9 protein-coding genes are annotated in these 15550 nt (G+C 29.7%); 1 reads left to right on the top strand and 8 read right to left on the bottom strand.

The genetic code is table 11. The annotated features are described in order from the left end of the window. Positions 1-100 precede the first annotated feature (100 nt). Positions 101-2128 carry a urocanate hydratase gene (locus CLAU_RS01110; protein WP_023161726.1) on the bottom strand — a complete coding sequence of 676 codons (2028 nt, stop codon included), beginning with the start codon at positions 2126-2128 and terminating at the stop codon, positions 101-103. Between the two features lie 335 nt (positions 2129-2463). On the opposite strand from CLAU_RS01110, the gene CLAU_RS01115 reads away from it, so the two are divergent. Next, complete coding sequence (locus CLAU_RS01115) at positions 2464-5496, top strand: ATP-binding protein (RefSeq protein WP_013238799.1); 3033 nt, start codon at positions 2464-2466, stop codon at positions 5494-5496. Between the two features lie 73 nt (positions 5497-5569). On the opposite strand, the gene ftcD is transcribed toward CLAU_RS01115, so the two are convergent. The 7 genes from ftcD to CLAU_RS01150 all read right to left on the bottom strand — a co-directional run bounded on the left by ftcD (position 5570) and on the right by CLAU_RS01150 (position 15455). Then, on the bottom strand, positions 5570-6466 hold the full coding sequence (gene ftcD / locus CLAU_RS01120; protein WP_013238800.1) for a glutamate formimidoyltransferase: 897 nt from the start codon (positions 6464-6466) through the stop codon (positions 5570-5572). A gap of 240 nt (positions 6467-6706) precedes the next feature. Then, positions 6707-7879 (bottom strand): aspartate aminotransferase family protein, encoded by a 1173-nt coding sequence (locus tag CLAU_RS01125; protein WP_013238801.1) that lies wholly within the window; start codon positions 7877-7879, stop codon positions 6707-6709. A gap of 12 nt (positions 7880-7891) precedes the next feature. Further along, positions 7892-8746, bottom strand: a complete 855-nt coding sequence (gene argB / locus CLAU_RS01130) for an acetylglutamate kinase (RefSeq protein ID WP_013238802.1) — start codon at positions 8744-8746, stop codon at positions 7892-7894. A gap of 37 nt (positions 8747-8783) precedes the next feature. Continuing rightward, positions 8784-10004: a bifunctional glutamate N-acetyltransferase/amino-acid acetyltransferase ArgJ gene (gene argJ / locus CLAU_RS01135; protein WP_013238803.1), complete on the bottom strand. Its 1221-nt coding sequence runs from the start codon at positions 10002-10004 to the stop codon at positions 8784-8786. 103 nt (positions 10005-10107) lie between these two features. Continuing rightward, on the bottom strand, positions 10108-11142 hold the full coding sequence (gene argC / locus CLAU_RS01140; protein ID WP_013238804.1) for an N-acetyl-gamma-glutamyl-phosphate reductase: 1035 nt from the start codon (positions 11140-11142) through the stop codon (positions 10108-10110). A gap of 245 nt (positions 11143-11387) precedes the next feature. Continuing rightward, positions 11388-14630 carry a DEAD/DEAH box helicase gene (locus CLAU_RS01145; protein ID WP_013238805.1) on the bottom strand — a complete coding sequence of 1081 codons (3243 nt, stop codon included), beginning with the start codon at positions 14628-14630 and terminating at the stop codon, positions 11388-11390. 270 nt (positions 14631-14900) lie between these two features. After that, a complete protein-coding gene (locus tag CLAU_RS01150) occupies positions 14901-15455 on the bottom strand; it encodes a hemerythrin domain-containing protein (RefSeq protein ID WP_013238806.1) in 555 nt (184 codons plus the stop codon). Positions 15456-15550: the final 95 nt, after the last annotated feature.

Raw genomic sequence — 15550 nt, forward strand, 5'->3', positions numbered from 1 at the left:
TTGGAGTAAATAGCAGCTACGTCCCTGGATAACGATTTCTAAGTATGAGTTGGAGTCAAAACTCCATCTCATGCCAAGAACTCTGTTTATAAAAGTACTTTTACTTTTGAAAATACTTACTTACTGCTTTCTTTACATCTTCCTCATTTGTTAAATATGGAAGAGTTACATGATCTGTTCCCTTATTATTTTTATTGAATTCTACTACTGTTTCAATAGCATGCTCATTTCTTGCCCAAGAACGTCTTGAAACACCACTCATTACATCCCAGCTTAAAGCTGATTTTATTATTTCATCTGCTTTATGACTTCCATCAAGTATAAGTCCAAAGCCTCCGTTTATGGATTTACCTATACCAACGCCGCCTCCATTGTGGAGTGCAACCAAGCTCATTCCCCTTGCTGCATTTCCTGCATAACACTGGACAGCCATATCTGCCATTACATTACTTCCGTCTTTAATATTTGATGTTTCTCTAAATGGAGAGTCTGTTCCACTTACATCATGGTGATCTCTTCCCATCATTACAGGTCCAATTTCACCATTTCTTACCATTTCATTAAACTTAAGTGCAATATTTATTCTTCCAGTTGCATCCTGGTATAGTATCCTCGCCTGAGTTCCAACTACCAACTTATTCTTTTCTGCATCCTTTATCCAGTTATAGTTATCTCTATCCTGGTATCTTCTATTTGGATCTATACATTCCATGGCAGCTTTATCTGTTTTTATTAAATCTTCACTCTTTCCACTTAAGCATACCCATCTAAATGGTCCATATCCGTAGTCAAACAGTTGAGGTCCCATTATATCCTCTACATAGGAAGGGAATATAAATCCATCCTTTTCATCTATTCCATTTTTGGATATTTCTTTAACTCCTGCATCATATACTGCTTTCATAAAGGAATTTCCATAGTCAAAGAAATATGTTCCCTTATCTACAAGAGCTTTTATTAATTCAAAATGTCTTCTCAAACTCTTATCTACTAATTTATCAAACTTTTCTCTATCTTCTGCAAGAAGTCTTGTCCTTTCTTCAAAGCTAATTCCCTGAGGACAGTATCCACCTTCATATACGGCATGACAGGAAGTCTGGTCTGACAATAACTCTACTTTTATATTATTTTTAACTACGTATTCCAGCAAATCTACTATATTTCCATGGTATGCAATGGACATAGGTTCTTTTTTCTCCATGTATTCCTTTGCAACCTTAAATATTCTATCAAGGTCAGAAGATGATTCTTTTACCCATCCTTGATTAAGCCTTGTGTCAATTCTAGACTGGTCTACTTCTGCTATTATGCCTACTCCATTTGCTATTTCTATAGCCTTTGGCTGAGCTCCACTCATTCCTCCAAGACCTGAAGTTATAAATAAATGTCCTCTCAAGTCTCCATCATTCGGAATACCAAGCTTCATTCTTCCTGCATTCAATAATGTATTAAATGTACCATGAACTATGCCCTGTGGTCCTATATACATCCATCCTCCTGCAGTCATCTGTCCATAGTTTGCAACTCCCATTTCCTCTGCTATTTCCCAATCCTTTTGATTATCGAACATTCCAACCATCATGGCATTTGTTATTATTACTCTAGGTGCTTCTGGTTTTGATTTGAACAGTCCAAGAGGATGTCCTGATTCAACTACTAAAGTTTGATCTTGAGTCATAACTTCCAAGTATTTTTTTATAAGTCTATACTGCATCCAGTTCTGACAAACGCTTCCTGTCTCTCCATAAGTAACTAATTCATATGGATATAGAGCTACTTCAAAATCTAAGTTATTTTCTATCATAACTTGGAAGGCTTTACCTTCTGTACATTTTCCCTTATACTCGTCTATAGGTTTTCCATGTATTCTTCCTTCAGGTCTGAATCTATATCCATAAATTCTTCCTCTTGTGGTAAGCTCTTCTAAAAATTCTGGTATTAATTGTTCATGGTATTTAGGTGGTATATACCTTAGAGCATTTTTTAAAGCAATTTCCGTCTGGGATTGTGTCAAATTGAATCCTCTATCCGGTGCCCTTCTTATGCCTTCTACAAATTTTGGCATTTCAGGTAATTCATCATCTAGTTTTACAGTCATAGCTTCACTAACATCAATGTTCTTAATCATATCATGTCCTCCTATGTTAAATATAATAATTTCATTATATTTAAACTATTTGTAATATAAAAAATTTAATGAAATTTATCTTTGCTTATATAATAAAACGTTTACGTCTCTAAAAAGTCAAATTTGTCTACAATATAAAAAAAATATTTTTAAATGTTTTTATATTGTAGACGTTAGATCATTTTTTAATTTCGACCTTTTCTAATCATTATAAACAAAAATTTGATTTATCAATGGAAATTTACGCTGATATTGTATTATAATATAATATAATACGTACTCTAAATGATTACACATTAATCACTAGGTTAAGGAGTTACGAAAGAAGGGATATATTGAACATTATATATGTAAAAATGTTGGGAAATTTTAATGTAACTATAGACAACGAAAAAGTTTTGTTTCCATATAACAAAGTACAAGCTCTTTTTTGTTACTTAATTATTAATAAAGAATGTACAAGAGAAAAGCTAGCTGGTCTTTTATGGCCAGAAGAAGAAGAAAACATAGCAAAAAAGAATTTAAGAAATGCTATTTATAAAATAAAAAAAGCTTTTGACCTAGAAGTATTAATATCACCAAGAAAGTCAACAGTTATGATAAATCCCAATATAGAAATAAAAACGGATGTAGATAATTTCTTGAGTAATACAGATGATTTAAATACATATAAGGGTCACTTTTTGACTGGTTTTTATGTGAAAAATGCAGAAACTTTTCAAACTTGGGTAATAGAAACTAGGGAACATTTCCAGCAAATATATATAAATAGACTAAAAGAAAATATAGCTATTGAAAAGGAAAATAAAAACTACAATAAAGTAGAAAATTACTGTAAATTGCTCATAAAAATGGATGAGTTTGATGAAGAACCATACAGAGAACTTATGAAAAGCTTAAAAAATAACAATAAATGCAATAAAGCTGTAGAAGTATATCATAAACTTTCAGAAATTTTAAACAAAGAATTAGATGTAGAGCCACAGCCAGCTACAAAAAAATTATTTAATGAAATATTAAATGAAATGAGTCTTACAAATTGCAGTTCAAAATCAAAAGAATTCTTTTTTGGAAGGTATGAAGAACTAAAATGTTTAGAAGCTGCTTACCTAAAATTTAAAAATGGAATACAAGCAAAGTCTATTCTGATACTAGGAGAAGCTGGCATTGGTAAAACAAAACTTAAAGAAAAGTTCTTAGAAGGCATTTCTCAAAATGATATATTTGTATTAGAAACCCCCTGCTATCCCCTTGAAAAAGACTATATTTTAAAACCTTGGAATAATATTACACTAAAATTGTCAAAAATAATAGAAACGAATAATATAAATATCTCCTTATCTTGCAAAAGCATAATAGCTAGTTTTTTTCCTGAGTTTAGTAAAAATTATTTAGACAATCTAAAACTAATTGAAAGTAATAATTTAAAATATGAAATAATAGGAAAGGCTCTAGGAGATATACTAGGGATAGTTAGTTCTCATAAAAAAATAATGTTAGTTTTTGAGGATATTCAATGGTTGGATTCAATGAGTCTATCTCTTTTAAATAGTATACTTCTAAGTGAATCTAAAAATATAATTTTAATTTGTACCTGTAGAAATGAATACAATGAAGAACTGGATAAATTCATAACTTCCATGAATAGATATAACAAATTAAATACACTTAAATTAGAGAGACTCAATCATATAGAAACAGAAGATTTCATAAAAAAAGCACTACCTAACTACAATTTGTCTAAAAAAATGGCAAATAAAATATACAGTGAGACAGAAGGAAATCTATTCTTTTTAACTGAATACATGAATATAATAAAATCCAATGGAAATATAAACTTAATGTCCTCTAAAATGCAAGATATATTAAGGAGCAGATATTTGGATGTCTCTGAGGAAGGAAGAAAGATTTTAAACATATGTTCTATGTTTTTTGACGAAGTACCCCTTAATATATTAGCTAGCATTATTGGCAAGGATGAACTTGAAATAATTGATGTGGTTGAAGAACTGGAAAACAAATTTATACTTAAAGAAGTACTAAATGACAATAATATAAGCTTAAAATTTACCCACCAAAAATTTAGAGAATTCATATATTCAAACCAGTCTATGGCTAGAAAAAAAATTTTACATAATAAAATAGGTGAATTTTTGGAGAAAAATCTCCTTAAAGATAAGAATGATCTAAATACCTACTATAAATTAATATATCATTTTTCAAATTCTAATAATCGTATTAAGGAACTAACATACAGGATGAAAAATCTGAATATATATCTTAGTTTCAGCCATGAACTCTTTCCTGTACTTCATTATGGTGAAAATAAGTACAACAATTTATACTTTAGTGATGAAAAAACTTTGAAAAGTTTAGAGAAAGTGGAAAAACTCTTAAATAAAGTTGAAAATCAAAGTAGATCCAAGGAAACTGTAGATTTAGAAATAACATTTCTACTTATGAAGGGAAGATACTTAATTAAAATAGGAGATTACGAAAATGGAACTTCCATAATAAAAAATATGATAGATAAAGCTCTTAATATAGATGCTCTTAGTTATGCCATTGAAGGTTATAAACAAATGATTTATTATTGTATTCAAACTTATAACGTAGAAAACATGATCATGTACATAAACCTAGCACTTTCCATTGCTAAAGAACAAAACTATGAGGATGAAAAGGCCATAATATTAAAATTAAAGGCTCTTTATAATAATATGTGTGGAAATTATAAGGAAGCAGAAAAACTGTTAAACGAAGCAATACATATATTTACTAGAGATGCAATAACATCGGACAAATATGTACTTAACATAGCTGCTTGTTACAATTATATAGGTGAAATTAGGAGACACTCCTTAGAGTTTTCTAAAGCTATTTGCTACTACGATAAGGCCATTAAAATGTGTGAAGGTAAAGGTGTTATGTCCAGCACTGCTATATTTAGTATAAATGCAGGTGAAACAGCCTTTGACATGGGAAATTATGCTGCTGCAAATGAGTACTTTAAAAGGTCTCTTAATATATATAATCATTTTGATCTAGCTTGGGGACGTTCCATAGCTGAGGCTTTTATGGCTTTACTAAAAATAAATGAAAAAGATTACACTAAGGCTTTAAGCTATCTAAAAGATGCCCATACTCATTCTCAAATGTTAAAGAGCCCTCATGAAATAGGCCTAGTTTATCGGGTAAAAGCTAAAATAAGTACACAACTTAAGGAAAATAAGAAATTAAATAGTATATTCAGAGAATATCTCCCTAAAGATGCAAAAAACTATTGTGATATGGGTATTACCTATTTAAAAAAATCTTTAGATAACTATGAAATTGATGTACTTATGAAATTAAAGGGTAAAATTTAATTTACATTATGTAAATATAACTGCAGTTGATTGTTTTCAAGTAAAACTCAACTGCAGTCTTTTAAGTTAAAGTTTATTCACTTAGTCTGGATTCAAGTACTTGATCTACACTAAAATTTTCTATTTGAAGGTAATACTCTGCACAATCTAACAAAGATTTCATAGGAACTAAGCCTATAACTTCGCTTCCTACAATAGGCACTCCATATCTTTTAGCTTCCATTCTAACCATTTCCTGTGCAGTATATATAGGAGTCTTTTCATAGTTTACTAGGTTCATAGATACCTGAACTATATTTCTTTCAGTTACCTTTACCCCTACAGCCTTAACATACCTTAATCCTCCACCTATGTATCTTATTTTTTTAGCAATAGCATTAGCTATTTCTATGTTATCTGTACCTAAGTTTACATTATATGCTATAAGTGGGAATCTAGCTCCTATAACTGTAGCTCCGCTTTTTACATTCATCTCACAAGGTCCAAAATCTGGTTTCCATTCAGGCTGTTTTATTTTTTCAAAAAATCCTTCATATTGTCCTTTTCTAATAGCAGCTAAATTTCTTCTTTCTTCAGATGTAGCTGCATCTTCGTATAAGTAAACTGGAATTTTCAATTCTTCCCCTACTCTTTTTCCAAGTTTTTTAGAAATCTCAACACATTCTTCTGTAGTTACATCTTTAATAGGTATAAATGGAACTACATCAGTAGCTCCCATTCTAGGATGGGCACCTTGATGATTTCTCATATCAATAAGCTCAGCAGCTTTTTTTATAAGTTTAAATGCTGCTTCTTCTACTTCTTCTGGTCCGCCCAAGAAAGTTACTACAGATCTATTATGGTCTTTATCTGATGAATAATCTAAAAGTTTAACACCTTCAGTTTTCCTAACTTCATCTACAATGCTTTCTATTATTTCTTTATTTCTTCCCTCACTAAAATTTGGAACACACTCTACCAACTTTGACATATCAATTGCCTCCTTAAATTTACTGTAGATTATTTTCATTTGATATTTGTAATTATAAATTAAATACATCTTTAAAACGTCTATAAATGAATAAATATTCAATATTTATATATGCTACTTTAGACGTTTATAGAATTTTTAACTGGAATTCATAATGTGCAATGGACAGTTCACAATGATTGATATGTGCAATAAAATATGCTGCTATAAAATAATTTTACAGCAGCATAAAAATATAAATTACATACTTTCTATAACTTCATAAAGTATGTTAAGTCCTTTTTCTAATTCTTCTTCTGAAATCACAAGTGGAGGAAGAAGCCTTATTACATTTGGTCCTGCAGTTAAAACAAGAAGTCCTTTTTCTAGTACCTTTTTCTGTACCTTTGAAGATTCTCCTTTAATTTCTACTCCAATCATTAGCCCTATTCCTCGTACTTCTACTACATTTTTAGAAGATTTATTTTTAAAGTATTCCTTAATAAATTGTCCTTTATCACTTACTTTATCTAAGAAACCTTCTTTACTAATTGTATTTAAAACTTCTATAGCACCTGCTGTACAAACTGGATTTCCTCCAAATGTAGATCCATGATCTCCATATTTAAAGGTATCCTTTAGTTTTTCATTGCAGAGTACAGCACCCATAGGAAGGCCTCCTCCAAGAGCTTTTGCTGTAGATATAATATCAGGATGTACATCATAATTATTAAAGCCATACATCTTTCCAGTTCTGCCTATACCACACTGTACTTCATCACATATAACTAAAATATCATTCTTTTCAGCTATTTCAAATACTTTGTTTACAAACTCTTTACTTAAAGGATTTACTCCGCCTTCACCTTGAACAGCTTCTATCATAATAGCACAACAAGTAGAATCAATAGTATCTTCTAGTGACTTAACATCAACATCAGTATACTTAAATCCTTCTGTAAAAGGATAAAAATAATTATGAAATTTTTCTTGTCCAGTTGCTTCTAGTGTAGTTATAGTTCTACCATGGAAACTCTTATTTAATGTAATTATAGTAGATCTACCTTTCCCATATTTATCAAAGCTATATTTTCTCGCAAGTTTTATAGCTCCTTCATTGGCTTCTGCTCCTGAATTACAGAAAAATACCTTGCTCATTTTTGAAAGCTCTGTAAATTTCTTGGCAAGTTCAAGTACTGGAATATTTAAAAATATATTAGAAGTATGTGGTATTTTCTCAAGCTGGTTCTCTACAGCCTTTATCCAATTTTCATTTCCATAACCTAGTGACATTACTCCAATACCTGATGTAAAATCCAAGTATTCCTTATCTGAAGTATCATATACCTTACATCCTTTTCCATGAGTAAACACTACAGGAAGATGATTATAGGTATTCATAAGATATTCCTTTGCACAATCTAAATAATTCATATTTTTTCCTCCTTAATAAATCATAGTTCCTATACCTTGCTTAGAGAATAATTCTACTAAAAGACAGTGAGGTACTCTACCATCAATAATATGTGCACTTTTAACCCCTGATTTTATAGCTTCAACACAACAGTTTATCTTAGGAAGCATTCCACCTTTTATAATATTATTATCATATAGTTTTGAAATATCTTTTAACTTAAGTTCTGAAATAAGTGTAGAAGGATCCTTTATATCTGTCATTACTCCTGGTACATCCGTAAGCAATATTAAATTCTGTGCTTTTAGTGCAGAAGCTATTCTATAGCTGCAGGTATCTGCATTTATGTTGTAGACACCTTCATTATCATTTGCAAGTGCCACACTGCTTATTACAGGAATGTAGCCGCTGTCTATAGAGTTTTTAATTACTTCAGTATTTATTTCAGTTATTTCTCCAACTCTTCCTAAATCCACTTTTTCGCAAAGTTTTTTAGCTCTTATCATAGCCCCGTCTAGCCCACAAAGACCTATAGCTTTTCCACCATAGCTTTGAATTAATTTAACAAGGTCTTTATTTATTTTACCACTTAAAACCATCTGTACTATATCCATAGTTTCATCATCTGTATATCTAAGTCCGTCTATAAATACACTCTCCTTATTTAATTTCTTTAAATAAGATGAAATAAAAGGACCTCCTCCGTGGACAACTACTAAATTTATTCCAACACATTTCATAAGTACTAAGTCATTTATAACATATTTTTTGAGTTCCTCATCTATCATTGCATTACCGCCATATTTGACAACTATTGTTTTTCCTCTATATTTCTGAATATATGGCAGTGATTCTGCTAAAATTTTAGCCACTTCATTATAATTCAACTCCCGTGCCCCCTATGCATTATAATAATTCAACTATTTAAGACATATACTCTCCATTAATTTTTACATAATCATAGGTTAGATCGCATCCCCAACAGCATACATTATAATTACCTGAATTAAAGTTTATAATTATATCTATTACATCTTCTGATAATATATCAGTTGCCTCTTTCACTGAAAATGGAACAGGTTCTCCTTTTTCAAATACTAAGACACTTCCTTTTTTACTTTTCATTGTTACCTGGATCTTGTTTATATCAAATTCAACTCCTGAATATCCTATAGCATCAAGTATTCTGCCCCAATTTGCATTGCATCCAAATAAAGCTGTTTTTACTAAATTAGAGCAAATTACAGATTTGCCAAGTATCTCACCTTTTTCTTCACTAGAAACATTTAGTGCTTTACATTCTATTAATTTAGTAGCACCTTCTCCATCTTTTGCAATCATTTTGGCTACTTCAATATTTAATTTTTTAAGTGCCTGTAAAAATAATTTGTAATCCTCATTTTCTTCATTTATAAGTGGATTTTCAGCCAATCCATTTGCCAGTATAACAACCATATCGTTGGTTGAAGTATCTCCATCTACTGAAACCCTGTTATAACTTATTCGTACACTCTCTTTCAAAGCTTTGTCTAAAAGATCTGGATCTATATTTACATCTGTAGTTATAAAAGAAAGCATAGTTCCCATATTAGGATGTATCATTCCCGATCCTTTGGCCATAACACCAATAGTTACTGTCTTTCCTCCAAGTTCTAATTTTATGGCTATAGTTTTTTGAAAAGTATCTGTAGTCATTATAGCTTTGGATGCATCTTTATATCCATCCTTATCTAATTTTTTAACCAAATCAGGTACTGCATTCTTTATAGCTTCAATATTTAATTTAACTCCTATAATGCCAGTAGATGCTACAAGTACATCTTCTTTTTCAATCTTAAGTTCTCTTGCTACATATTCACACATCTCTTCTGCATTTTTTAATCCTTCTTCACCAGTACAAGTATTGGCATTTCCACTATTTGCAATCACAGCTTGAGCTTTTTTGTTTTCCAGATGCTTTTTAGTAACTATGAGTGGAGCTCCTTTAACTATATTCTTTGTATAAACTCCTGCTGAATTACAAGGGCTAATTGATTTTATAAGAGCCAAGTCCTTTGAATTTCTTTTTTTAATACCACAGCTAATCCCTGCAGATACAAATCCTTTTGGAGAAGTAACCCCTCCTTCTATAATTTCAAAATTCATTCTAATGTCCTCCTTAAAATTTAAATATATAAAAGAAAATAACAATTCAAAGATTCAAAATAGGCTAGCATTGTGGCTAGTTATTTTTTAAATGTGCCTTTGATTAAAAAATAGCTGGAACAGCATTAAGTCCTTCCTTTTCATCAAACCCCAGTACAATATTCATATTTTGAATTCCTTGACCTGCAGAACCCTTTACCATATTGTCCAAACATGATATTATTACAAGTTTATTGTTTTCTTCATCATAGTGAAGAGAAATGTGACAATAATTTGAAAGTCTAACATTATTTATTTTTGCTACTTCTCCTAGTGGAAGTACTTTTACAAAAGGCTCTGCCTTATAAAATTTACAATAATCTTCATGTAATTTTTCCATATCTATTTTATCCTTAGGAGTTGTATATACTGTAGACAATATTCCCCTATTTATAGGAATTAAATGAGGAATAAAAGTTAATTTAACATCTTTTTTTGATACGCTGCTTAAATTTTCTTCTATTTCAGGAGTATGCCTGTGATTTGCTACTTTATAAGCACTAAAACTTTCATTGCAATTTACAAAATGGCTTCCTTCCTTTAATGATCTTCCTGAACCTGTTACCCCTGATTTACAATCTGCAATTATTCCTTTTTCCTCTATAAAGCCACCTGAAATAAGTGGAAGGAGAGCAAGTTCAACAGATGTAGCATAGCACCCTGGGTTACCTATAATTTTTGCTTCTTTTATATATTTTCTATTTAACTCAGGAAGCCCATATACGGACTTCTTGTGTAAATCCATTATTTCAAAATCTTTTTTATACCATTTTTTATATGCAGTTTCACTTTTAAATCTAAAATCCGCTCCCATATCTATACATATTTTATTTTTTTTCACTGCCTTTTCCACAATGCTTTCACTTAATCCACTTGGGAGACCTAAAAAAATAAGGTCACTTTTTTCTATAACTTCATCTTCATTTCCATATACAATTTCATTTATTCCATAAAAATTTGGATATATACTAGAAATAGTTTTTCCACTATAACTGGTAGAAGATACAGCAGATATTTTCACTTTATTATGATTTGATAAAAGTCTTAATAGCTCTGCACCTACATAGCCAGTTCCTCCAATAATTCCTACTTGTACCAATATAATTTGCCCCCTTCTAATTCCATGTAAAAAGTAATATAACTTTATAAATATGTAGTTATTATATGACTTTATAAATAAATATGCAATATTTTTTATAAAAATAAATATATTTTTTTTAGTAAGCTCCATATAAAGCAAACATTATCAATGTATTAAGTACTTTGTCCTAAATTTCATTTAATTATAAATATGCATTTTTTAAGGTTACTATACAGAAATTTATCTTATGCCAATGACTTTGTTTATCTATTTTGAAATAATCCAAGTATATCCTCTTCAGTAAAACTCTTTAAATTTTCACCTGACACCAATTTATTTTCCATTAATTTTTCTATAAGCTTTTTCTTCTCATTTTGAAGAAGTACTATCTTCTCTTCAATTGTACCTTTAGCTATAATTTTTATAACTTCCACTACATTTTTTTGCCCTATTCTATGAGTCCTGTCTGCAGCCTGTTCTTCTACCGCTGTATTCCACCAGGGATCAAAATGAATTACCACATCTGCTGAAGTTAAATTTAATCCTGTTCCTCCAGCTTTTAAGCTTATTAAAAACACTGAATTTTTACCTTTGTTAAATTTTTTTACTATGTTTATTCTTTCTTCTAATTTTATAGTACCGTCTAAATAACTAAATGGGATTTTCTCTCCAGAAATTTTTTCCCCTATATTTTTAAGCACAGATGTAAATTGAGAAAAAACAAGTATTCTATGTCCTTGTGCTATGCTTTTATGAAGAAGTTCTACTAGCGCATCCATTTTTCCATTGCCGCCGCTGTAATTATTTATTAATATACTAGGATCTAAACATAATTGCCTAAGTTTCGTTATATAAGAAAGTATCTCTATTTTACTATTCTTAAATTCATCTTCTTTTACTTTTTTTTCAATGAGGTCAACTGCATGATCTGCGTAAGTTTTATAAACCTTTTTCTGCTTATCATCTAAAGTAACCATAAGTGTCTTTTCTATTTTATCAGGTAATTCCACTATAACATCCTTTTTCTTACGTCTAAGTATAAAAGGAGCTATTAGTCTATTTAACTCTTCAATTACCTCAGGACTTTCTTTAAGCTTTTTATAGTATCTTACGCTAAATCTATTTTTATCATATAGATAACCTGGCATTATAAAATCAAATATAGACCAAAGTTCCATAAGAGAGTTTTCCATAGGGGTTCCAGATAAAGCAAACCGTGTCTTTGCTTTTATTTGTTTTGCTGCCTTTGTATTCTGAGCATTTGGATTTTTTATATATTGTGCTTCATCTAATATACAGTAATCAAATTCTCTTTCAGAGTACATTTTCAAATCCCTTTTTAAAAGGTTATATGTAGTTATAATAACATCGTAGTTTTCCATATGAAAAGCATCTGTTTCTCTTTCTTCTTTTGTCCCTACAACAGGTAATACTTTTAAAGTAGGCGCAAACTTTTCAAATTCATCTATCCAATTGTAAACCAAGGATGTGGGTACTATAATTAAAGACTTGCTTCCTTGGCTAGAAAGTATAAAAGTAATAGTTTGCAGTGTTTTTCCAAGTCCCATTTCATCTCCTAGAATTCCACCGAATCCAAAATAATCTAAATTTTTTAACCACTTATACCCTACTTTTTGATATTCCCTCAAGGAAGCATTTAATTCTTTTGGGACTTCAAATTCCAATTTGTCTACATTTTTAAATTTATTTCTTATTCTATTTAGTTCTTTTTTTCCCTTTATATATGTAATATTGTTATCTTCCAAATATCCATCAATAAAGATAGCCTTATTCGTATCTATCATTATATTATTATCCTCTATATTATTATAGGAAACTGCATCTAAAAGTTTTAAAAACCTTTTAAGTTCTAATTCTTCAAGGTCAAGATATTCTCCGCTTTTCAGCTTGTAATATTTCAAGTTATCTCTAAAGGCTTTTAATATACCTGTAGTTTCCCTTGGATCTATATTTCCTATTTTGAAATCCATTTCAAAATAATTATATTTACCTGTTTTGATATCACCATTTATACCCTTACTCTCTATGGATTTTATGCCTTTAAAATTTTCCGAATAGTAAACTTCTCCTATTTCTTGAAGTTTAAATACTTCATTTTTAAAAAAATTGAAAATATAATCGTCACCCATAAGGAAGTAAAACTTTCCATTTACCTCTTCAAATCCTAGTGACATGAGAATTCCAATAACTTGAGATTCCCTTTTAGATTCTCTATATATAATCTTTTCATCACAATCTTCAAAAATATTAAATTCAAATTGTCCATATTTAACTTTTAGAACAAGTGTAATATCCTTACTTTCCTTGTTAAAATAAAAGTTAAACTTACACTTATCAATTACTACCTTATTTCTTATAGTCTTTGACAAAGTAACTCTATCTGATAAAAAATTGAGATTAGGAATGAGTTTTTTTAATACAGTATCTTCCTGAGCTTTATCTATAGTTACTACTCTAGCTTCATTAAATACCTTCAAATAAGGATTTATTTTATAGCAGAATTCATAGTCTGGCAGATATATAGTAGAGCCATATAAGAAGACATCATTTTTAGAGCTAAGAGACTCTGGCATACCCGATAAAGATTTTAGAACATAATTGTCTTTTATAGTTTTCAAGTCAAACTCCACAGCTGGATTTTCAAATAGGATTTCTGTTTCTATAGGTCTAGAAAAAAATCCTTCATTTAAATATATTCTATGTTTTTTTATAACTTCAAAAAATTCTCTAACTAAATACTTAGGAATGATAATGTACTTTCCACTTACACATTCGTCACCTTTTTTACGAAAATATTTATAATCTTTTTCCATTTCCTTCAAAGTTTCTATAAAGGAAATGAGTCTCTTATCCTTAGTGGACAACTTTTGCTTTTTTATATCAAAGGTAAAATTTTTACTATATTTTATAGGAACATTATTATAATAGCATGTAAAAAAATGATTTATATCTTTTAAAACATAGAGGTTACTTGAACTTGTGGATTTCACTCCTATTTTAAATTCAGCTGTTATATTACCATTCCATTGGTTTTTATTTATATAAACCTCTATTTTTAATTCTTCCCTATCTTTTTCATCTCCTAAAAGCAAGGATAAAACATTACTTTTATTTTTAAATATACTATTTATATCATCATCTTTTAAAGCTTCATGCTGAACTAAATCCCCTAGAGCCTTATAAAAAGTTGCTGTGAGATGTTTACAGCAGTAGTTTGTTTTTTTAAATTCATTTTTTTCATAATCCTGGCAACTGCAATATGTAGAAAAAATGCTTTTATTACTCGTATCCATTTCAATCTTAGTATTGTATTCGTTAAAAAGATTTTCTGAAATCACATTTCCCTCTATACAAATTAATTTGTCTTCATCTATTATATCTATGGAGGACACTAGATCATTGTCTAGAACTCTGTGACCTTTTAAATAATTTTCACCTGTAGTTTGTTCATTAAATATTTGTAACAATGCATCTTCAGTTAACATAACTTCTCCCTATAAATTTAAATTTTTCAATCTTTTTATTATATCATAAATAAGTTATAACTGATTGAAAGTAAAAAAAGCACGCTAATTAAGCAATTTTAGCATACTTTTTCACACATATTTTAATTCTTATGATAGATTTTTCTCAGCATCGTAAACAAAGATGAGATGTATTCATGTATTTCAACATAAAACTCCTCAATGACCATTTTCTTGCCTTTTTAGACATGGTTAATAAAACTACAGTTAATTTTTATAAGTAATTAGATCTTATTTGTACTTTTGTTCAAGCAATTCTAATATCCGAATATACTTAGTCTGAACACCATCTCTATACATTTTTTCTTCGAATTTATCGCATTCTATATTGACTTTATTTAATGTTTCTTCACAAAGTTCTCTCTTGGCAAAAGAATAAACAACATTGTCTTCCCTATCTATATGCCTAGTCAATAAATGCGTATAAGATATAGCATTAGCAATTATGTCAAGTTTGGCCTCATTGTTACCGGCCTTAACCCTAGCAATTCCTTCCTCAAGCTCCTTAATATATAGTCTTCCAAAGTCATGTTCAACAAGCATTCCAAACTTAACTAATTTCTCAGCTGCTCCTCCAATCTCATCTATCATTCTATTGAATAAGATTTTTTCTTCCTTCTCATGATGATTTTTATCTGCATAATTTCTTACAAAGTCAATTATCTTTTCAAAATCTCCGTAATCAATTCCTTTTCCGTTCATAATACCTAAACATGCTTTTCTAATAACCACTAACATCCTTTTTATGTTTTTATGTTCCTCAATCATTAAATCAATTCCATCCATAAACTCATACCTTTCTTGTTATACTTATACTATTATAGGATTAGCCTTTTTTATATTAAGTATCCTTAGATATAAAAACAAAAAGGTGTAAGAAA

Source organism: Clostridium autoethanogenum DSM 10061 (genome assembly GCF_001484725.1).
GTDB classification, from domain to species: domain Bacteria; phylum Bacillota; class Clostridia; order Clostridiales; family Clostridiaceae; genus Clostridium_B; species Clostridium_B ljungdahlii.

Bases quoted from the DNA above. Each gene is read 5' to 3' on its own strand.
- CLAU_RS01110 (WP_023161726.1), bottom strand. From the start codon at position 2,128: ATGATTAAGAACATTGATGTTAGTGAAGCTATGACTGTAAAACTAGAT.
- ftcD (WP_013238800.1), bottom strand. From the start codon at position 6,466: ATGTCAAAGTTGGTAGAGTGTGTTCCAAATTTTAGTGAGGGAAGAAAT.
- CLAU_RS01125 (WP_013238801.1), bottom strand. From the start codon at position 7,879: ATGAATTATTTAGATTGTGCAAAGGAATATCTTATGAATACCTATAAT.
- argJ (WP_013238803.1), bottom strand. From the start codon at position 10,004: ATGAATTTTGAAATTATAGAAGGAGGGGTTACTTCTCCAAAAGGATTT.
- CLAU_RS01145 (WP_013238805.1), bottom strand. From the start codon at position 14,630: ATGTTAACTGAAGATGCATTGTTACAAATATTTAATGAACAAACTACA.
- CLAU_RS01150 (WP_013238806.1), bottom strand. From the start codon at position 15,455: ATGGATGGAATTGATTTAATGATTGAGGAACATAAAAACATAAAAAGG.